The organism is Alloprevotella rava (assembly GCF_014195585.1).
Classification (GTDB): domain Bacteria; phylum Bacteroidota; class Bacteroidia; order Bacteroidales; family Bacteroidaceae; genus Alloprevotella; species Alloprevotella rava.
Map to the genome: position 1 here is coordinate 125,731 of NZ_JACICA010000004.1, position 18,777 is coordinate 144,507.

Genomic DNA, 18,777 nt, shown 5'->3' on the forward strand with positions numbered 1-18,777 from the left:
TGATGCAGCGACTTGCAAGTCTGCTGCATCAGTTTTTATTTACATATCTTTTATAGTTTGATATTCTTTTTCGCTCTATAAACAAAAAGAGTTGAAGTTTTTGACTTCAACTCTTTTGCGGTGCGTACGGGACTCGAACCCGTGACCTCCTGCGTGACAGGCAGGCATTCTAACCAGCTGAACTAACGCACCTTTTAGTGTTTTGCTCTCATTTCCTGATTGCGAGTGCAAAGGTAAGAGGAATGTTTGAAACTGCCAAATGTTTTTTAGAAAAAATAGAGTTAATCTAAAAAAAGTTGAAATACGCTGATGTCTTCAAAAGTCCCATTGGTAAAATGCCACTGTGGAAGTGTGGCTATGTTCTTATATCCGCTCTTTTCAAACACTCTACTCGAACCTGGATTAGCACTTGTAGAAACGAGGGCATAGAGTTGGTGTAAATTCAGTAATCGTCGAGCGTGTTGTTCTATTTTCTTAAGGGCTTGCGTAGCGATACCTTTTCCGCGCTCAGACTTTAGTATGGAAATACCCACTTCAGCCCGTCCGTCATTTGCATTATAATTAAACAAGTCAAGGATGCCTACACTTTTCCCGTTCTGTTCGATGATCATTCTTAGCTGCTTAGTTTGGAAAAGGTCTTGAGGTTGATTTTCTAAGTACTGCTTGAGGGCGTAGTGAGAATAGGGAGCAGTGGGAGTTCCAACGCTCCAGATGCTCGGGTCGTTTTCTATTTCGTAGAGAAAGCCCAAGTCTTCAGGCTCGATAGCTCTCAAATGGATAGCGTCATTCATATAGGAAAATTTCTCCGCCTGTGATTAGTTTCTTTTCTTCAGGATAGAAGAGACCAATGTATTGCTGATGTGAACTCTTGCTGAAAAAGTTTAGAATAGAACTAAAGGAGTAGTCGCTTGTGTCGAAACAGACGATGGTATATTTTGTTTCAATTTTTTCAGGAACTTTATCTGTGCAGATAAGTTCAAGTCCGTTTCGTTCAGCCAATGCTTTTATTTCTTTGGCATGGTTGCCAATATAGAGATAGCTATTAGAGGATGCTCCAGATGCGGGAAATAAAAATTTCCGAAAGAGTCGGATTTGTTGTTGGAGTAAAGTTATGATAGCTTTTATCATGATGGCCGCTTTGATAGGAATGCTAAGCCAAAGCCGCGCTTGGGGATAATGCTTGCGGAAGAAGATGAGCATAGCCTCATAAAAGACATGGACATATCTATATGAGTTCTTTTGTGTACTCTCGCCTTTGTAATGGAGGATTTCTGTGGGAAGATAGAAGTTCTTATACCCGCTTTTGAGTGCGCGATAGGACAAGTCAATATCTTCTCCGTACATGAAGAATTGTTCATCAAAGCCTTCAGTTTCTTTTGCCACTTTTTTGCTCATCATCATGAAGGCACCTGAAACTACATCAATCTCTTGTGCACTTTTCTCATCTTGGTATCTCATGTAGTACTTTCCAAAAATGCGGCTCTTTGGGAAAAGCGCTGCCAGTCCCGTCATTTTGCAGAATGAAACCCACGGAGTGGGTAAGCCTCGGCGTGATTCAAAAGCAAAGCCTCCAGCATCTTTGAGCATACGCACTCCAAGGCAACCCATCTCTGGGTGTGTCGTGGCAAATTGTAAGCAGTCGGATAGCGTATGTTCAGTGAGAACCGTATCGGGATTTAGAAAAAGAATATAATCCCCTGTTGCTTGTTTGAGTGCAAGGTTATTGGCTCTTCCAAACCCTAAGTTTTTCTTACTTTCTATAAGGTGCAACTGCGGATACTCACTTTCTGGAAAAGATTTTCTCAAGAAGCCAATGGAATCATCTTTTGAAGCATTGTCTACCACGAATACTTCCACATCTTTTTCATCGGAGCGCCAAACAGGCATTAGGCATTGTGCTAAATAATGCTTAACGTTATAGCTCACTATGATGATGGAAAGTTTCATGCTTTAGGAACACACAAGAGTGAAGCAGTGAGGGCAAGAAGCATACAATAGAGAGCTGTTGTATCTGTCAAGCCATAATAGCAAATGGCACTAGGGAAAATAGCCAAGGAGTTGATGGAGAGGCGAATAGCACTCCATTTTTTCAAAGCTCTTCCAGTCTTGTCTGTTTCCACTTCTTGCTTGATGCGCGGAAAAGCCAAAAGTCGGCATGCCAGCCAAGAGCCTCCTACTGCTGTAATAACGCAGAGCGTGGAAAACGCATAGTTGAGCATCGGGCTATGCCCCAAAAATCCTTCTGTAATAAAGTCCATTTCGCAGGCAAGACACCAAAGGGCCACCAGCAACCACATACCGAAAAATAAAAGTCGTAAAATGTTCATTGTTTTAATTCTACACGATTTATGATGGAACGTCCCAATGTGATTTCGTCAGTATATTCCAATTCGTCGCCTACGCTGATACCACGCGCCAAAGTTGTCAGGCGTACATTGAAAGGAGCGAGTTTGCGAGAAATGAAAAAGTTTGTTGTATCGCCTTCCATTGTTGGACTCAAGGCGAAGATTATTTCTTGAATGCCGCCTTCTTCCATGCGCTTTACTAAGCTGTCTATCTCGAGATTATTAGGTCCAATGCCATCAATGGGGGATATGATACCACCTAGCACATGGTAGAGTCCACGATAGATACCCGTATTCTCAATGCTCAGGACGTTGCGTATATTCTCCACTACGCAAACTGTTGATTGGTCGCGCAGCGGATTAGAGCAGATGTCGCAAATGTCCGTATCGGAAATGTTGTGACAAACTTTACAGTATTTCACGCCATCAATGAGTTGGCTGAGACTTTCCGAAAGTGCATGTCCTGTTTCTGGCTTCTGTCGGAGCAAATGCAGAACAAGTCGGAGGGCTGTACGCCGTCCGATGCCAGGTAGTTTAGAGAATTCTCCTACTGTCCGTTCTAAAAGTTTCGAGGGGTATATTTCATTCATTTTCACTGCGAAGTTAAAAAAACAATTTGGAATTAGTATCTTTGCCGCAAATATAGTAGTGCTTTTATGAAGATAAATTCCGCTGAATTTGAGATTAGTAACAGTCGTGCAGACCAATGCCCCAAGAGCGATATTCCCGAATATGCTTTTATAGGACGTAGTAATGTGGGGAAAAGTTCTCTTATAAATATGTTGACACAGCGCAAAGGGCTTGCTATGACTTCTTCCACTCCAGGCAAGACAATGCTTATCAATCATTTTCGTATTAACGATGAATGGTACCTTGTGGACTTACCTGGCTACGGCTATGCGAAGCGTAGCAAGAAGGATCAAGAAAAATTGCAGAATATCATTTCTTTCTATGTTCTTGAACGCGAGCAACTCACAAATCTGTTTGTGCTGATCGATTCTCGCTTGAAACCGCAGAAGATCGATTTGGAATTTATCGAGTGGCTGGGCGAAAATGGCGTTCCCTTTAGTATAATTTTTACCAAAGCTGATAAGAATAAGAAGGGGGAACTGAGAAAAAATGTCGATACCTTTTTAGATACTTTGCGTGAGCAATGGGAAGAATTGCCTCCTCATTTTATCACGAGTAGTGAGAGTCGCTTGGGGCGCGAAGAACTTCTGAACTATATAGACAATATCAATAAATCCATTGAAGATACCAGTACTAAATAATTTATCCATGAGCCATGTCAAAGTGGCTCTTGTTGTTGCTGCCGTTCTCATTGCTGCCGTGTCGTTGCTGGTGAGCAATTTGCTCGTGCGCGACTTAACGCGTGAGGAGCAGTCGCGCATGGAAGTTTGGGCCGAAGCTATGAGTTCGTTAACGCGAGCTGATGAAAATACGGACCTAAACTTGGTGCTGAAAGTCATTAATGGAAACAATACCATCCCCGTGATAGTACAGGACAGTCGGGGCGAAATCTTGGCTGCCCGAAATGTAGAAGACGATGGAGGCTTTGTGTTTTGGAAAAATCGATTGGTGCAGGATTCCATAGACATAGCCATCATCGAACCGCATACTGCTTCCCACAAACAGCTACTCTTGAAGTTGCAACAGAAGGTGGAGCAGATGCAGCAAGAGGGCTACACGATGAAGATGAATTTGGATGGTGCGGGCGTACAAACCACGCTCTCGATATTCTACGAACCCTCTTTAATGCTACGCCGTTTGGCGCTCTATCCTTATATACAGTTGGGCGTTGTGGCCCTGTTTATCGTTGTGGCTCTGTTAGCCTTGTTGAGCAGTAAGCGGGCTGAACAAAATAAGGTGTGGGTGGGACTTTCTCGCGAAACAGCCCATCAGTTGGGCACTCCCATATCTTCGCTCATGGCAGGTGTGGAAATGCTCAAAGATCTTTATCCAGATGAGGCTTTAGTGCCAGAGATGGACAAAGATATACAACGCTTACAACTGATTGCTGAACGATTTTCAAAAATTGGTTCTGCTCCAGCCTTGGACAGTGAGGATTTGCGCCTAATCATACCGCGTGTAGTAGAATATATAGGGCGCAGAACTTCCGATAAAGTACAGATAACCACCGATTTCCCTTCTTCTTCTGTTTTCGTTCGTGTTAATGCTCCACTTTTTGAATGGGTCATTGAAAACTTGTGTAAGAATGCCATCGACGCCATGGCAGGTGTCGGACATATAAATATATGTGTGCGTCAGCGTGGAGCCATGGTAAACATAGAGGTTTCAGACACGGGAAAGGGGATATCCAAGAAGCGTTGGAAACGTGTATTCAAGCCTGGTTTCACTACGAAACAGCGAGGATGGGGATTGGGATTGTCGCTTGCCAAGCGTATTGTGGAAGAATATCACGAAGGACATATCTTTGTGAAAGCAAGCGAAATCAACCACGGGACTACCTTCTGCCTTCAGTTGAAAGCGGATTTACAGGATACATAAAAACTAAATAGAAAATGCTGAGACTTCCTCAAGGATTGCCTGCTGCAGAAGTGTTGCGAGCCGAAGGACACGCAGTGGCAGAATATGACCTCTGTGCTGTTCCAACGGATGCCCGAGTGGTTTTGCTCCTCAATCTCATGCCGCAAAAGGCTGTGACGGAGCTGGACATTGCTCGTGCGCTGTCGTTTCCTGATACTGACGTGCTTTTGCTGCCTGTGCGTATAGCCGGACAGACCTATAAGACTACGCCGATTGAACATATCCTGGCGTATTATGTTGATATAGAAACGATTTTGTCCGATAAACTTCAGTTTTCTTCTGCTCCTTCACTCATCATTACAGGTGCTCCTGTTGAGCAGATACCTTTTGAGGAAGTGCGGTATTGGCCACAACTTTGTGAGATTATGGACTGGGCTTTCCGCCAGCGGCTTAATACTTTATATATCTGTTGGGGCGCACAAGCTGGCCTTTATCATCATTATGGTATTCCAAAGTATGATAAGTCTGCAAAGTGTTTCGGTATTTTTAGTCAAAAAGTACTCGATGATAAGTGCCCTCTCATGCACGGACTTTCGCCTGCGTTCTTCATGCCCAATAGTAGACACACAGAAGTGAGATGTTCTGATTTTTCTGCACCTCAGTTGCAGATTGTAGCGGAAAGTCAAGAGAGTGGGGTGGGGGTGGTCTATGATGCGGCACATAAGAGCACGTTCATTGTTGGTCATTTGGAATATGAGCCTCATACGTTGGAAAATGAATACAAGCGGGACTTGACCAAAGGTCTGTCAATCCTGCCGCCAGAACATTATTATGAAGCTGATGACCCTAGTGGGCCAATCCTATGGCAATGGAAAGAAAAAGCTCGTCAGTTCTATCGGAATTGGTTGGATCTTTAATCTAGTCCTCTCTTTTCTCTTTCTTTTTTATGCCATTTAAAGCTGCTTTAATAGGGGCTTTAATCTGTCTGAAAATACAATAAGCGCGTCAGCTGACAGCCTTATTGTGTCAGCTGACGCAATAAGGGAATTTTGAAATACAATAAGGAAGCCGACGCCCCGCTTTATGACGTTCATAAACAGCGAGTTGCTGAGTCATAAAGCAGGGCGTCGGTCGCCTTTTTTTTCTTTGTTTGTTGAGCTGGAAGTGCCGTTAGTTGATAAAATTCCAGCTAATTCCGAGGCGCAGAACCAAGCGGTTGAGTGGATAGTGAGGCACAAGGAATGGGTTGCCCGTACCGCTAGAATAATTCACGTGACTTGCCATTACATAGAAGCGCGTGCGCTTGAGATGAAAATTAACGTAGGCGTTAATCACCGGATAGTTGCCCAACTGTATGCGGTAGTTTGGATCCTGCATGGCGTATTGCCCAATGATGGGCGAGTAGGCTGGTGCGTAATACTTGGTAAAATAGCGCATGTCCGCGCCTAATGCTGTTTGCAGAACACGAGCTAGGCGGAATTTCAAATAGAGATTGGTCCAAACGGAAAAGGCAGGGAGAGGATAACTGTCCTTGTCGGTTGTGGCCTGATAGATAAGTTCATTCTCCCAATGCAGAATGCCCAGGTGAAAGTCTTGGCGTAAGGAAGCCGTAAGGAGTTGCACGCTACCACTATTTTGACGCACACCAACGCTGTGAGTGTAGTGTTGCACATTGTTGGTAAAGTTCGACGGAGTTAAGGTTTCAGCGAAGTAGGCCAACTTCTGAATGTTTTGGAGGTGGAAGGAAAGATGTGTATTCTTCCAAGAAAGACTACCGCCAAGGCGTACTGTCAGCTGATTGTCGAGATCTTTGTCCCACCAGGCATTGCGTGCGTGGAAATGGCGTAAGTAGAAATTGGGTTGCTCATTGCGAATAAAACCATCCAAGCGTACAGACACCGTGTCTTTCCAGAGCGGCAAGTCGACATCTGCTGTGCCCTCAATGTTAAATTCTCCCCAATTAGAACCATTACTGCGGATTTCGCCCAATACATCATAGTGGAACACGCGGCCTTGCTTTTTCATCAGTTGCGCGCCCAAAGTGAGGTAATGATTCGAGTATTTTTGTTCATACTGCGTGCCGCTTGCCGTGGTGTCGGGCAGGGTAAAACGATAGTATTCATGTTTTGCAAAGAGACGCATACCAGTTTTGACCCAGCGATTGAAGCCTTCGTTGATTTCTAATGCCACTAAATTCTCCACATGAGTATAGTCTGTCTTATCGCGAGCCGAATCATTGTTTAGATAATAGTCGTTGAAAAAATTACGTCCACCATTGGCAGCACTGCTGATAAAGCGGCGGTTGTTGAAATCCATTCGCAGCGTGTGGATAAGGCTTGTCACGGGTACAAAATGCGGAGTAAGTTTTAGCGAGTCAGTACTCGCGCTCATCTGGGTAGAGTCTGTTACCGTCGAAACCTTTGTTGCCGCTCGGTCGGCTTGTGTTGAAACAATTTTTCCATTTTTGTCCGTCCACCGTGTAAGACCAATACTATATCGGTGCGTGAAGAAAAGTATATTGTCTTGCTGTTTGCTGTTAGTGCGACTTAGATTAACAGGCATATCATCAGTGTCGTAACGAGTGGGAAACGATTCTGGACTTGTCACATATTCGTCCGTCTCAATACCTCCATTTTCGCGATTTTTCAGGTGGTTGGCAGCAAAGAAAGAATGGAGTGAATAGCGGTCGGAACGATATGAGCCGAAGAGTGTACCATTGAATGCTGACGTGGCTTGGCTGTCGTAGTAGCCACGCCCATAGAGATAGTCGAGCTTGAAGCCTAACCCCAAACGCTTATTTACATTGGTTGAAAAAAGAGCACGGATGCGGTCTTCACCATTCTGCTTATTGCCACATTCGTGATAAGTCAGGTTGGTGAAAGGCGACTTGGTATTCGTGAATAAGAGTTGATCGGGACGACGAAGAAAGAAATCAAAAGGCTGAGAAAATAGAAATTGTCCATCGCGAAAACTATTCTCCGTGCGATCTGTGAAGATGCGGCTCAAGCGTGGAGCTCCTAAATTACCCGTAAAATTATAGTGTCCTCTTATCCCCTCTGTGAAAGCTTCATTTGGAAAGAGATGGGGGATGGTGTCATAGTTTGCGGGGCGTACAGAACCGAAGCGGCTATCAATGGTCCAAGCATAAATGCCTTCGGGGACGTCCTCTTTTTCGACAGAGTCGGTTGCAAAATGATTTTCGCGTGTGTCAGTGTTTTGCTGGAGGTTCTGAGCGCCAAGAGGCTTCAGCAGCAGACATAGGGCAATAACGAAAAAATATTTGATATACATTCTAATAAGCCTTTTCTATTGAGGTGCGAAGTTATACATTTTTCATGAAATAATAGCGGCCAAAGATTTTGTGCTGTCCAATGGCCCTCTTGTGAGAACGGATTGTCATATTTCTTCCTGCTTTTTGAAGATTTCCTCTAAAGGCTGCACCTTTTGAAAAGGAGCATAAGATGTGCTGCTGATTTTTAATAGCGCATGATATTTTATGAACTATTCATTTTGAATATAATTGCTTCAATGCTTGGTTTTCCTTGGTGTTTTTATCTTTTTCCTTCACAGAGTAAAATTTTGTAGTTCACAGTTGTTGCATTAAATTTGCAAAATCATGTTAGAAGATAAGCAAAACGACTGGGATTGGCGGCAAATAAATGCCTTTGCTGCTCAAAATGGGGCGCTGTTAGGAATCTATGGATTCCTTAGTTTGGTGATTTATGCCGTTGGTCTACGCTATTCGCAAGTTTCTATGTTGGGACTCTTGCTTGTTCTTTCCAGTCCTTTCGTTGCTGCTTTTCTTTGTATCAGATTCAGGGAGACAATCACTGAGCGTAATGCTTCGTTTTCGTTTGGAAAAGGCTATGTTCATTGTTTGTTAATGGGTATTTATGCTGGTATACTGATAGCAATGTGTCTGTACATCTGGTTTGCATTTCTTGATAATGGCGCATTTGCTGATGCCTTTTTGTGTGCTGTTAGTCAGCCTCAGAGCCAACTATTTTTGCAAGAAATGCAACAACAAGGCGGATTGGTAAATCTCTACGAACTTACTGGCGCTACAACTCCACAGCAGTTGGCTGATGCTTTCCGCATCTTGCCGGCTTCAGTTTGGGCTTCGTCGGTGCTTTCTCTAACATTCTTTGTTGATCCCGTAATTTCTATTTTTATTGGACTATTCACCATGCGTCGCGGTATGGAGGTGTAGTTCATAAAATCCTAACGTAACACATATTATAATAATGGATATATCAGTAGTAGTACCTCTCTTTAACGAGGCTGAAAGTTTGCCCGACTTATATTCTTGGATTGTCAGGGTAATGAAAGAACATAATTTCACGTACGAGATTATCTTCGTTAGCGATGGTAGTACGGACGAGTCATGGAATATAATTGAGAATTTCTCGAAGGAAGATGCCAACGTCCATGGTATTAAGTTTCGCCGAAACTATGGTAAGTCGCCCGCATTATTTTGTGGTTTCCGCAAGGCGCAAGGAGATGTTGTTATCACGATGGATGCTGATCTCCAAGATTCGCCAGATGAGCTCCCAGAATTGTATCGGATGATTACAGAGGATGGATATGATCTCGTTTCTGGCTATAAGCAGAAACGCTACGATCCCCTCTCTAAGACGCTTCCTACAAAGCTTTTCAACGCTACCGCAAGAAAAGTGAGTGGCATTAAGAACCTTCACGATTTTAACTGCGGTTTAAAAGCCTATCGTCGGGATGTGGTGAAGAATATTGAGGTGTATGGCGAGATGCATCGTTATATTCCTTGGCTGGCAAAGAATGCTGGTTTCGATAAGATTGCAGAGAAGGTGGTACAGCATCAAGCTCGTAAGTTTGGACAAACTAAATTTGGTGGTTGGAATCGCTTCTTTAATGGTTATCTTGATTTGCTGAGTCTGTGGTTCCTCAATAGTTTCGGTTTGAAACCTATGCACGTCTTTGGCTTCTTAGGTAGTCTGATGTTTATTTTTGGTTTTATTGCAGTGTTAGTTGTAGGTGGCGTGAAATTGGTGGCTATTTGCCAGAACGTTCCTGCTCCTTTGGTGACAAATTCTCCTTACTTTTACATTGCTCTGACTATGATGATTCTTGGAACACAGCTCTTTGTGGCCGGTTTCTTGGGCGAACTCATCTCTCGCAATGCAGAAGGCCGCAACAACTATCAGATAGAGAAAGAAATGTAGTAAGGTTTGGGACACCTTACTGCTCTAAATATTTCAAACGATGACCATAGGTAAGATTTTTCCTTTCATCGCTTCCTTGTTTATATTAGGAGCGTGTAGCAATATAGATTGTCCATTGGATAACGTAGTGGAAATGACGTGCGGCTTGTATTCTGCCGAGAAGAAAACGTCATTAAAGCTGACTGATACGCTGACAGTTATGCCGCTTCATAGTGATAGTGTACTGCTCAATAGGGCGCAAAATGTTAGTTCCTTTGTTCTTCCGTTGAGCTATGCTGGAGATGTGGACACATTGTTGTTCCGCTTCTCGAATGCAGAAGGGCAGAGTGCAACAGACACTCTCTGGATTGGGAAGACAAACCAAAAGCATTTTGAAAGCTCAGATTGTCCGTTAAGTATCTTCCATACGCTGCAAACGGTGCGCTGGTCATCGCACGATATCTCTGTGATGCCTGTGACGATAGATAGTGTGAGCTTAGTTAGACCTATAGTGAATTATGAGAATATTGAGAATCTTCGTATTTTCTTGCGTACTGCTCAGTAGTTGTGCCCTTTCGGCGGCAGCAATGGTTCGTGATACGATTCAGACACAGCCACGCCCGATTGCGTTGGAGCCTGCCACGAAAAAAGAGCCTCTTTTGGCTGGATGCAGTGTAGGCTTCGATGTGTGCGGAACTGTGATGGCCTTGGCCACTCCCTTTGGGCAATACGAGGGAATGTTTCGGGTAAATCTCAAAAAGCGCTTCTTCCCAACGGCTGAATTAGGTCTAGGCGTTAGCAATCATACGGATGAAACATCAAACATTAAGTATAAGACCGCTTCTCCTTATCTCCGCTTAGGAGTAGACTATAATTTTTTGAAAGATCGCCATTCTGAAAATCGTCTCTTTGGAGGTATTCGTTTTGCTTATACTTCTTACAAGTTTGATCTCTCAGCTCCTGATTTGAAAGACCCTATTTATGGGACAACTGTTCCTTTCAATCTGACAGGCATTAAAGGAAATATGCTGTGGAGTGAGGTGATGTTTGGCGTAGAGGCTAAGATTTGGAAGTTTTTTCATGTGGGCTGGTCGGTTCGCTATAAGTTGCGGCTCCATGAAAGTAAGACGGAAGTAGATAATGCATGGTATGTCCCTGGCTATGGTAGATATGGATCCAATGGCTTGGGAGGTAGTTTCAATGTAGTCTTTGATATTTAGGGTACAAAAGTTTCTGCACAGCATTTTTCTTACGGTTGCGATGTGTGCAGAAGAGGTGTTTTGCAACGGTAAAAGAACTTTTATTTTAATATTTGAGATAATGATTGGTCCTTTTCCCTTAGGTAAGTTTTGGCATAGCAAATGGGGCGTTGTCCTTTTTCTGGCACTCGCTGTAGCAACGATTTTTATTCTTAGAAAGTCGAACTCAGCTGTTCCGCAGTACGACGAAGGCCCTATTTTTGGGACAGTGTACCATATTAAGTATAAATACGAACGCAATCTTAATAAAGAGATTCTTGCGGAACTGAACCGCGTGGATAATTCTATGTCCTTTTTTAATCCCACTTCTACAATCTCGAAAATCAATGCGGGGACAGACTCAAAGACCGATGAGCTTTTCCGAGAGGTCTTTTCCTTGGCAAAAAATATATCGAAGGAAACAAACGGAGCTTTTGATATTACTGTGGCGCCTTTGGTGAATGCGTGGGGATTTGGCTTCAAAACTCAGCAGTTGCCCACAAAGTCGCAAGTGGATAGTTTGCGCTCGTTGGTAGGTTTTAGCAAGGTGAACCTAGATGGAACAACCGTGAAGAAAACAGACCCGCGCGTGATGCTCGATTGCGGAGCTATTGCTAAGGGCTTCGGCGTGGATTGTGTGGCACGCTTATTTGATCGTTTGGGAATCCGGGACTATATGATAGAGATTGGCGGAGAGGTACGGACGCATGGGAAAAACTTTGAAGGAAAGCAATGGACGATCGGCATTCAACGTCCAGTAGCAGGAGAAGATGAGGTTCTGTCGGTGATGCATCTTCAAGAAAAGGCATTGGCAACGAGTGGAAACTATCGTAACTTTTATGTGAAGAACGGGCGTCGTTATGCCCACACGATAGACCCTCGCACGGGCTATCCTGTACAGCATAGTTTGCTGTCGGCTTCTATTATCGCATCCGATTGTGCCACAGCCGATGCCTACGCCACAAGTTTTATGGTCTTAGGTCTGGATGGAGCAAAGGAAGTGCTGAGTAAGCATCCAGAACTGAAGGCCTATTTGATTTATGAGCAGAACGGGAAACTACAAGTCTGGATGTCGCCAGGCTTGGAAAAAAATATAGTAGAATGATGATGGAAAAACAAACAGGCAAAGAGTCGCAACCTCATAGGAAAGACTCGTCCTCTTCGCCTTCGGAGAGTTTTATTTTCGACAAACTTTTACAACTTCCTCTCTTGCAAGGAATGGGACGCGCTGATGTGTTGACCATTGCAGGACAGGCCAAGATTGGCTTTGTGAAAAAAGAGAAAGGCTCTTGCATTGTGGAGCAAGGGAGCGTTTGTCAAAGTCTTATTTTTGTAGTAGAAGGGGAGGTTTGCACTCTTACATCGAGTGCAGATCGTAGCTATCAGCTAACGGAATGGATAAATCTTCCTCATGTAATTCAACCAGAATGTCTTTTTGGCGTTCAGACGCGTTATCTTCGTAGCGTTTATGCTGCGGGAAAGGTTCAACTGCTTGAGATTGCAAAATCTGCGGTGCGTGATTTTCTGTTCGACTACCCAACGTTTCGCATCAACTTTCTAAATATTTCCTGCTGGCAGTCGCAGCAATATATGCGTAGGCTTTGGGAAAATTATGCTACAACTATAGAAGCACGCTTCATTCAGTTTGTGCTGCATCGCTCACAACGCCCTGCTGGCAAAAAAGAGCTGAAAATAAAAATGACGCGTTTGGCCGAAGAACTCGGAGAAACGCGCCTAAGTGTTTCCTTTATGTTGCGCAAATTAGAAACAAAAGGACTCTTGGAAAGCAACAGGCAGAGAATCACGATTCCTGCTTTTGAACAACTCGTTAATAGCTAGAGCTATAACGATGTTAGTAGTTCGGCGGGCTGGTGAATAATCGTGGTGACTCCAATCTCTTGCAGAAAGGTTTCGTCGCGAAAGCCCCATGAGCAGGAAATACAAGGAATGCCCGCATTTTTTGCTGTTTCAAAATCTACTTCGCTATCGCCAACGTAGACGCTCTCGCTTTTTTCACTCCCTAATTGTTGCATGGCTGCCCATACGGTATCAGGGCTGGGTTTTCTCCGCACTTTTGCACTTTCGCCTACGGCAATGGGAATGAGCTCTTCAAAGAAGCGCTGGGTCAATTCTTGCACAGCATCGTTCCCCTTATTGGAAACGATGGCCATCTTTATACCTTTCTTTTTTAACTCTTGGAGCATTTCCCAAATGCCTGCATAAGGTTTGGTTGTGTCAAAACAGTGCTCTTGATAATACGACTTAAAAGTGTCTAAAACTTCAGCAATTTTGCTTTCTGACGTATTCTCTGGCACGGCGTGTGAGATGAGATATTTATAGCCATTGCCCAAAAACATACGAATCTCAGAAAGGGAGCGCTTGGGGAAGTTGTGAGCGCAAAGGGAAAAGTTCACACTGTCCGCTAAGTCCTGTAGCGTGTTAAGCAAAGTTCCATCTAAATCAAATATGACTGTTGTTATCATTATTTCTATTTATATTTGCAAATGCAAAGATAAAGAATCTCTTATGAAATATCACTTGTTTGGCCTTGCAGCCTTTTTGTCGCTGTCGGTTTCAGCCCAGCGCCCAGAACTTTCACAGCGTAATTTTAGTTCTCCTGCCGTGGAGAAGTGTATTGAAACTGTTTCTGCACGTATCACTCAGCCCAAAGTGCGTGAGATGTTTGCGCAGTGTTTTCCCAACACCTTGGATACCACGGTTCGTTATGGAAAAACATCAGATGGTGACGACGACACGTTTGTTATCACGGGAGATATTCCTGCTATGTGGTTGCGTGATAGTAGTGCTCAAGTGTGGCCTTACCTACGTTTGGTTTCAAAAGATCCAAAGTTGGCTCGTTTGATTCGAGGTGTATTGCGCCGCCAGTTCCGAAGTTTGCTTATCGATCCTTATGCCAATGCTTTCATGGAATCTCCTGATTCGATGAGCACCAACTGGACGGGCGACATCACCGAAATGAAGAAGGGCGTCTTTGAACGTAAGTATGAGCTTGATTCTCCCTGCTATCCCATTCGTCTGGCTTATGGCTATTGGAAAGCAACGGGAGATAAAACAGTTTTCGATAAACTTTGGGTAGACTGCATCCGAGAAGTGCTTACCACTCTGCATGCTCAGCAGCGTATGGATGGCACTTCTCCGTATCTTTTTATGCGTCGTACACACGCAATGCACGACACGCAATCTAATAGTGGCTACGGGCATCCAGGGAAACCTTGCGGCCTTATAGCTTCTTCTTTTCGCCCTTCCGACGACTGTACAGTATTTCCTTATAACATTCCCGGAAACTTTTTTGCAGTGAGTTGTCTTCGCAAGGCGGCTACTATTCTTCGTGATGTGAACAAAGAATGGGCTTTGGCAGATAGTTGCCAAGCGTTGGCCGAACAGGTGCAAGCTGCTCTCAAGCAATATGCGGTGGTGAAAACGGCTGATTTTGGTGAGGTTTATGCTTTTGAAGTAGATGGCTTTGGCTCTCATCTACTGATGGATGATGCAAATATCCCCTCTTTGCTTTCTCTTCCCTACATTGCTGACGTTTCTGTTGATGATCCCATTTATCAAAATACGCGTCGCTTCGTATGGAGTAAATCCAATCCTTATTTCTTCTCGGGAAAAGCCGGCGAAGGCATTGGTGGGCCTCATGAAGGAATTGGCTATATCTGGCCAATGTCTGACATTATGCTGGCTATGACTTCTACCAACTCTACTGAAATTAAAGCAGCTCTACAGCGCCTCATTACCACAGATGCTGGAACGAATTTTATTCATGAAGCTTACCGCCAAGAAGATGCTTCGAAGTTTACACGCACTTGGTTTGCCTGGGCTAATACGCTCTTTGGCGAATTAGTTTTACATCTTATTGATAACAATCAACTAGAACTTTTAAATTCGCTCCAATAAATTTTTGAGCGAACAATCGTTTGACTTATTGGCTACCTGCAAGCATTTCACTCTGCTATAAAGTAAAGAGAGCTTGCAGGTAGTCTTGTATTTATATGGACAAACAGCTTTGTGCTTTCCCTTTTTGAAGCTCTCAAATACCCTTATTGCGTTTGAAAATAGAATAAGGGAATCGGCTGGCAGAATAAGGATGTGAGCTGACAGTCTTATTGTATTTTCAAACGCAATAAGGATATTTGCGATTCCCTTTATGCTCTTTGTACTTCTCTATAGGAAATGTTGTAAAAAAGCTTCTGAAGTTTCATTTCTAACATATTAAAAAGTTGAAATGCTTCATGAAATGAAAAATTTTAGGGAGATTTTTTTTGTTAGGGCTATGAATAAGGTGTATAGACGCGGATATAAATCACGAAAGCTCTCATTTATACTTGAATAAATGAGAGCTTTCTTTTTAGCTAATAGTACTTTACAGTAAAATTCTTATAAATGTTTTGAGAAATTACCAATCAAGGCTTATCGGCACGTTATGTGAAAACACGGTTTGCGGTATTCATATTTGATATAGCAGGTTCCTAACCTGCGTTGATCGTTTAGAACCTCAGCTAAGATACTTTTCAAGCGCGTTCCCCATTCTGTGGGACGTTGTGTTCCATCTGGATCATTAACTCGCTCAAATTTGTTGTAGCCAATGTCAAAAGTAGTTCCATATAGATGGCAACTTTGTTCGGATGCATTAGAGTTGAAGCGGCGTAGTTTTTCTACGTCTTCTTGTGTTCTGGTGACGGAGGTGATAACAATCTTGTGGAATCCTACGCCCTTACTTGCACAAGAATCTATAAAGGAGCGAGCGATTTCATTGAGTAAGGTCGCTGCGCGGGGAACAAGATAGGGGATAGATTGGTGCAGGCGTTCAACTTTGTAGAACGGATTGTCGCCAATATAAACAAGCTTGTCTGAGTGTTTTATGGCCTCTGAGCGGTTAGCAATCACACTTGCCAATCCCAGCCGTTGAGCTGTAGCTAGCTGTACATCATTCATGTCTGGAAACGCATCAGCAAAAGTGGGTACACTGACTACGCGGTTTTTCACAGGTTGCCCATCATTCGTTACTAGTTTTATACTTGCGCGTGTACGAAGGAATATGGAGTCGACTTTTGCACTTTGCACTAAGATAGAATCCGTATTCCATTTTTGGTTGGGCGTAAGAACGGAATCCACAGCATTAAGGCTATGTGAGAGCGTAAGGTTCGGATTTGTGCATTTTATAATGAGTAGTATGAAGACGATAGTAAAGAATAAACCTAGAAAGTGAAGTCGAGTGAATCGCATATATTTTATTTGCTAATAGCTTTTGAATTTGTCGTTAACAAAAGTACTAAAAAACGCGAGATTATCCTTTGCTTTCATTATTTTTGCAGGAAAATAACATCTGCTCCTATAAGCCTTCTAGCCGTGGAGCCATTATTTATTCACTACCAATTTGATAGAGAAACATTACGTTATTGAAGAAGCAGACCCTGTAGTGTTCTATGGTGCAGGGAATGCTAATTTACGCTTGATAAGGGCACTTAATCCCAAGCTTCGCATAATAGGGCGTGACAACATCCTAAAAGTGATGGGGGATGAAGTAGAAATGGTTGCCTTTGAAGAGACTTTTCAAGCGCTTGTTGAACATTGTGTTAAGTTCAACACACTCACTGAAGAAAATATCATTGATATAACTCGTGGTGAAACTACAAAGAATGAGATTGCAGAGGATGTCATAGTTTACAGTACAGGCGGACGTCCCATTACGGCTCGTTCTGAAAATCAACGCAAACTTGTTGAAAATTTTGGTAAGAACGATTTGCTCTTCGCCATAGGGCCTGCTGGCTCAGGAAAGACATATACGGCTATAGCCTTGGCTGTGCGTGCGCTTAAGAATAAGTTGATTCGTAAAATCATCTTGAGCCGTCCTGCTGTGGAGGCTGGAGAAAAGTTGGGGTTCTTACCTGGAGATATGAAAGAAAAGATAGATCCATATCTCCAACCGCTTTATGATGCACTGCAAGAGATGATTCCCGCAGCAAAGCTGCAAGAATATATGGATACGAAAATCATTCAAATTGCTCCTCTAGCCTTTATGCGTGGACGAACGCTGAATGATGCCATCGTTATTCTTGATGAAGCGCAGAACACAACTACTGCTCAAATAAAAATGTTTCTCACCCGTATGGGTAAAGATACAAAGATGATTGTTACAGGCGATTTAACGCAGATAGATTTACCGTTGAGTCAGAAAAGCGGTCTGAAAGAAGCGCAGCGCATCTTGAAAGGAATTCCTGGTATCGCCTTTGTAGAGTTGACGAAGAAGGACATTGTGCGTCACAAGCTTGTCACGCGTATAGTTGAAGCCTACGAGTCCGACGAAAAAGAACGGAAAATAAAGCGTGAAATAAAGTCTCAATCTGCTTCATCTTTAATCCCAAAAAGCTAACAAGGCAATTTTGCTGTTGGCTTTGCTGCCGACAGCAGGAAAGTCAACAAAAAAATCTATAAACAAAATGAGTGCTTTAACAAAAACGGATTTTAATTTCCCAGGTCAGAAGGGAGTTTACCACGGAAAGGTTCGTGACGTTTATAACATTAACGACGAGCTGTTGGTAATGATTGCAACGGATCGCATCTCTGCTTTCGATGTTGTACTTCCCAAAGGTATTCCTTTTAAGGGGCAAGTTCTCAATCAGATTGCGGCAAAGTTTTTAGATGCCACTAAGGATATTTGTCCAAACTGGAAGTTAGCCACTCCCGATCCTATGGTTACGGCTGGCGTTCTTTGTAAAGGCTTTCCCGTTGAAATGATTGTTCGTGGTTATCTTTGCGGTAGTGCTTGGCGTACCTATAAGAGTGGCGTTCGCGAGATTTGTGGTGTTCGTCTACCTGATGGTATGAAAGAAAACCAAAAATTCCCTGAGCCCATTATTACTCCTACTACCAAAGCCGAGATAGGTGAGCACGATGCGGATATTTCTAAGGAAGAGATTCTGGCTCGTGGTCTGGCAATGCCAGAAGAATACGCTATCTTGGAGAAGTACACTATGGCATTGTTTAAGCGTGGCAGCGAAATTGCTGCAAAGCGCGGTCTGATTCTGGTAGATACGAAATATGAGTTCGGACTTCATGATGGAGAGATTTATTTGATGGATGAAATCCATACTCCCGACTCTTCTCGCTATTTCTATAATGAAGGCTATGAAGAGCGTTTTGAAGTAGGTCAGCCTCAGAAGCAACTCTCTAAGGAATTTGTTCGCGAATGGTTGATGGAAAATGGTTTCCAGGGTAAGGAAGGACAACAAGTTCCCGAAATGACGGATGAAATTGTTCGTAGTATTAGTGAACGCTATATAGAGCTTTACGAACACATTACAGGTGAGAAGTTCGAAGGTGACGAGAGCGAAGGTCTTGCAGAACGCATTGAGCAGAATGTTGCGACCTACTTGAAGTAAGTCCCTTTCTTCAATCATATTCATAAGGTTACGAGGTGCGAGGCAAGAAAAGTGTTCTCATACACCCTTTACTCGCATCTCGTAATCTTTTCTAATTTTTATTGTCTCCATTCTAAAACGCATTCTA

At 43.3% G+C, this 18,777-nt stretch carries 19 protein-coding genes and 1 tRNA gene; 12 read left to right on the forward strand and 8 right to left on the reverse strand.

What is annotated here, in order from left to right; translation table 11 throughout:
• Positions 1–118: 118 nt before the first annotated feature.
• From FHS60_RS05315 to recR, 5 genes are all read right to left on the reverse strand, one after another.
• Positions 119–192, reverse strand: a tRNA-Asp gene (locus FHS60_RS05315).
• Between the two features lie 89 nt (positions 193–281).
• The gene (locus FHS60_RS05320; protein ID WP_183696014.1) at positions 282–791 is read right to left on the reverse strand and encodes a GNAT family N-acetyltransferase; all 510 of its coding nucleotides are present in this window, start codon (positions 789–791) and stop codon (positions 282–284) included.
• Positions 784–1,947 carry a glycosyltransferase family 2 protein gene (locus tag FHS60_RS05325; protein ID WP_183696017.1) on the reverse strand — a complete coding sequence of 388 codons (1,164 nt, stop codon included), beginning with the start codon at positions 1,945–1,947 and terminating at the stop codon, positions 784–786. The genes FHS60_RS05320 and FHS60_RS05325 overlap by 8 nt, the downstream gene beginning before the upstream one ends.
• Positions 1,944–2,327, reverse strand: coding sequence for a hypothetical protein (locus FHS60_RS05330; protein WP_183696020.1), 384 nt, complete (start codon positions 2,325–2,327; stop codon positions 1,944–1,946). The genes FHS60_RS05325 and FHS60_RS05330 overlap by 4 nt, the downstream gene beginning before the upstream one ends.
• On the reverse strand, positions 2,324–2,935 hold the full coding sequence (gene recR, locus FHS60_RS05335; protein WP_183696023.1) for a recombination mediator RecR: 612 nt from the start codon (positions 2,933–2,935) through the stop codon (positions 2,324–2,326). The genes FHS60_RS05330 and recR overlap by 4 nt, the downstream gene beginning before the upstream one ends.
• A gap of 66 nt (positions 2,936–3,001) precedes the next feature.
• Here recR and yihA point away from each other — a divergent pair, with 66 nt between their 5' ends.
• The 3 genes from yihA to FHS60_RS05350 are packed head-to-tail and all read left to right on the forward strand — an operon-like array spanning position 3,002 to position 5,749.
• Complete coding sequence (yihA, locus tag FHS60_RS05340; protein WP_183696025.1) at positions 3,002–3,616, forward strand: ribosome biogenesis GTP-binding protein YihA/YsxC; 615 nt, start codon at positions 3,002–3,004, stop codon at positions 3,614–3,616.
• A gap of 7 nt (positions 3,617–3,623) precedes the next feature.
• Positions 3,624–4,853, forward strand: a complete 1,230-nt coding sequence (locus FHS60_RS05345) for a sensor histidine kinase (RefSeq protein ID WP_183696027.1) — start codon at positions 3,624–3,626, stop codon at positions 4,851–4,853.
• 14 nt (positions 4,854–4,867) lie between these two features.
• A complete protein-coding gene (locus FHS60_RS05350; RefSeq protein WP_183696032.1) occupies positions 4,868–5,749 on the forward strand; it encodes a homoserine O-succinyltransferase in 882 nt (293 codons plus the stop codon).
• 253 nt (positions 5,750–6,002) lie between these two features.
• Here the strand turns inward: FHS60_RS05350 and FHS60_RS05355 are convergent, their stop codons facing one another.
• Positions 6,003–8,123 carry a putative porin gene (locus tag FHS60_RS05355; protein WP_183696035.1) on the reverse strand — a complete coding sequence of 707 codons (2,121 nt, stop codon included), beginning with the start codon at positions 8,121–8,123 and terminating at the stop codon, positions 6,003–6,005.
• A gap of 325 nt (positions 8,124–8,448) precedes the next feature.
• On the opposite strand from FHS60_RS05355, the gene FHS60_RS05360 reads away from it, so the two are divergent.
• From FHS60_RS05360 to FHS60_RS05385, 6 genes are all read left to right on the forward strand, one after another.
• Positions 8,449–9,042: a DUF4199 domain-containing protein gene (locus FHS60_RS05360; protein ID WP_183696038.1), complete on the forward strand. Its 594-nt coding sequence runs from the start codon at positions 8,449–8,451 to the stop codon at positions 9,040–9,042.
• A gap of 34 nt (positions 9,043–9,076) precedes the next feature.
• Complete coding sequence (locus tag FHS60_RS05365) at positions 9,077–10,030, forward strand: glycosyltransferase family 2 protein (RefSeq protein ID WP_183696041.1); 954 nt, start codon at positions 9,077–9,079, stop codon at positions 10,028–10,030.
• 40 nt (positions 10,031–10,070) lie between these two features.
• On the forward strand, positions 10,071–10,574 hold the full coding sequence (locus tag FHS60_RS05370) for a DUF6452 family protein (protein ID WP_183696044.1): 504 nt from the start codon (positions 10,071–10,073) through the stop codon (positions 10,572–10,574).
• A complete protein-coding gene (locus FHS60_RS05375; protein ID WP_183696048.1) occupies positions 10,528–11,229 on the forward strand; it encodes a DUF6048 family protein in 702 nt (233 codons plus the stop codon). The genes FHS60_RS05370 and FHS60_RS05375 overlap by 47 nt, the downstream gene beginning before the upstream one ends.
• A gap of 100 nt (positions 11,230–11,329) precedes the next feature.
• Positions 11,330–12,352: an FAD:protein FMN transferase gene (locus FHS60_RS05380; protein ID WP_183696051.1), complete on the forward strand. Its 1,023-nt coding sequence runs from the start codon at positions 11,330–11,332 to the stop codon at positions 12,350–12,352.
• Complete coding sequence (locus FHS60_RS05385; protein WP_183696054.1) at positions 12,349–13,086, forward strand: Crp/Fnr family transcriptional regulator; 738 nt, start codon at positions 12,349–12,351, stop codon at positions 13,084–13,086. Before FHS60_RS05380 ends, FHS60_RS05385 begins: the two co-directional genes overlap by 4 nt.
• Before the next feature lie 2 nt (positions 13,087–13,088).
• Here FHS60_RS05385 and FHS60_RS05390 read toward each other — a convergent pair whose 3' ends face one another.
• Entirely contained in the window at positions 13,089–13,730 is a 642-nt protein-coding gene (locus FHS60_RS05390; RefSeq protein WP_183696057.1) for an HAD family hydrolase, read from the reverse strand.
• Positions 13,731–13,773: 43 nt separating this feature from the next.
• On the opposite strand from FHS60_RS05390, the gene FHS60_RS05395 reads away from it, so the two are divergent.
• Positions 13,774–15,165: a glycoside hydrolase family 125 protein gene (locus FHS60_RS05395; RefSeq protein WP_183696060.1), complete on the forward strand. Its 1,392-nt coding sequence runs from the start codon at positions 13,774–13,776 to the stop codon at positions 15,163–15,165.
• Positions 15,166–15,678: 513 nt separating this feature from the next.
• Here FHS60_RS05395 and FHS60_RS05400 read toward each other — a convergent pair.
• Positions 15,679–16,494 carry a DUF5715 family protein gene (locus FHS60_RS05400; protein ID WP_183696063.1) on the reverse strand — a complete coding sequence of 272 codons (816 nt, stop codon included), beginning with the start codon at positions 16,492–16,494 and terminating at the stop codon, positions 15,679–15,681.
• A 151-nt stretch (positions 16,495–16,645) separates the two neighbouring features.
• Between FHS60_RS05400 and FHS60_RS05405 the strand changes: the two genes are divergently transcribed.
• Together FHS60_RS05405 and FHS60_RS05410 are read left to right on the forward strand one after the other, a co-directional pair.
• The gene (locus FHS60_RS05405) at positions 16,646–17,641 is read left to right on the forward strand and encodes a PhoH family protein (protein WP_183696067.1); all 996 of its coding nucleotides are present in this window, start codon (positions 16,646–16,648) and stop codon (positions 17,639–17,641) included.
• 67 nt (positions 17,642–17,708) lie between these two features.
• On the forward strand, positions 17,709–18,650 hold the full coding sequence (locus FHS60_RS05410) for a phosphoribosylaminoimidazolesuccinocarboxamide synthase (RefSeq protein ID WP_183696070.1): 942 nt from the start codon (positions 17,709–17,711) through the stop codon (positions 18,648–18,650).
• The last annotated feature ends 127 nt before the right edge of the window (positions 18,651–18,777 follow it).

Coding starts and splice junctions, on each gene's coding strand:
- FHS60_RS05400 (WP_183696063.1), bottom strand. CDS start 16,494: ATGCGATTCACTCGACTTCACTTTCTAGGTTTATTCTTTACTATCGTC.
- FHS60_RS05395 (WP_183696060.1), top strand. CDS start 13,774: ATGAAATATCACTTGTTTGGCCTTGCAGCCTTTTTGTCGCTGTCGGTT.
- FHS60_RS05375 (WP_183696048.1), top strand. CDS start 10,528: ATGAGAATATTGAGAATCTTCGTATTTTCTTGCGTACTGCTCAGTAGT.
- FHS60_RS05385 (WP_183696054.1), top strand. CDS start 12,349: ATGATGATGGAAAAACAAACAGGCAAAGAGTCGCAACCTCATAGGAAA.
- FHS60_RS05410 (WP_183696070.1), top strand. CDS start 17,709: ATGAGTGCTTTAACAAAAACGGATTTTAATTTCCCAGGTCAGAAGGGA.
- recR (WP_183696023.1), bottom strand. CDS start 2,935: ATGAATGAAATATACCCCTCGAAACTTTTAGAACGGACAGTAGGAGAA.
- FHS60_RS05345 (WP_183696027.1), top strand. CDS start 3,624: ATGAGCCATGTCAAAGTGGCTCTTGTTGTTGCTGCCGTTCTCATTGCT.
- FHS60_RS05330 (WP_183696020.1), bottom strand. CDS start 2,327: ATGAACATTTTACGACTTTTATTTTTCGGTATGTGGTTGCTGGTGGCC.
- yihA (WP_183696025.1), top strand. CDS start 3,002: ATGAAGATAAATTCCGCTGAATTTGAGATTAGTAACAGTCGTGCAGAC.
- FHS60_RS05325 (WP_183696017.1), bottom strand. CDS start 1,947: ATGAAACTTTCCATCATCATAGTGAGCTATAACGTTAAGCATTATTTA.
- FHS60_RS05360 (WP_183696038.1), top strand. CDS start 8,449: ATGTTAGAAGATAAGCAAAACGACTGGGATTGGCGGCAAATAAATGCC.
- FHS60_RS05350 (WP_183696032.1), top strand. CDS start 4,868: ATGCTGAGACTTCCTCAAGGATTGCCTGCTGCAGAAGTGTTGCGAGCC.
- FHS60_RS05380 (WP_183696051.1), top strand. CDS start 11,330: ATGATTGGTCCTTTTCCCTTAGGTAAGTTTTGGCATAGCAAATGGGGC.
- FHS60_RS05365 (WP_183696041.1), top strand. CDS start 9,077: ATGGATATATCAGTAGTAGTACCTCTCTTTAACGAGGCTGAAAGTTTG.
- FHS60_RS05320 (WP_183696014.1), bottom strand. CDS start 791: ATGAATGACGCTATCCATTTGAGAGCTATCGAGCCTGAAGACTTGGGC.
- FHS60_RS05355 (WP_183696035.1), bottom strand. CDS start 8,123: ATGTATATCAAATATTTTTTCGTTATTGCCCTATGTCTGCTGCTGAAG.
- FHS60_RS05390 (WP_183696057.1), bottom strand. CDS start 13,730: ATGATAACAACAGTCATATTTGATTTAGATGGAACTTTGCTTAACACG.
- FHS60_RS05370 (WP_183696044.1), top strand. CDS start 10,071: ATGACCATAGGTAAGATTTTTCCTTTCATCGCTTCCTTGTTTATATTA.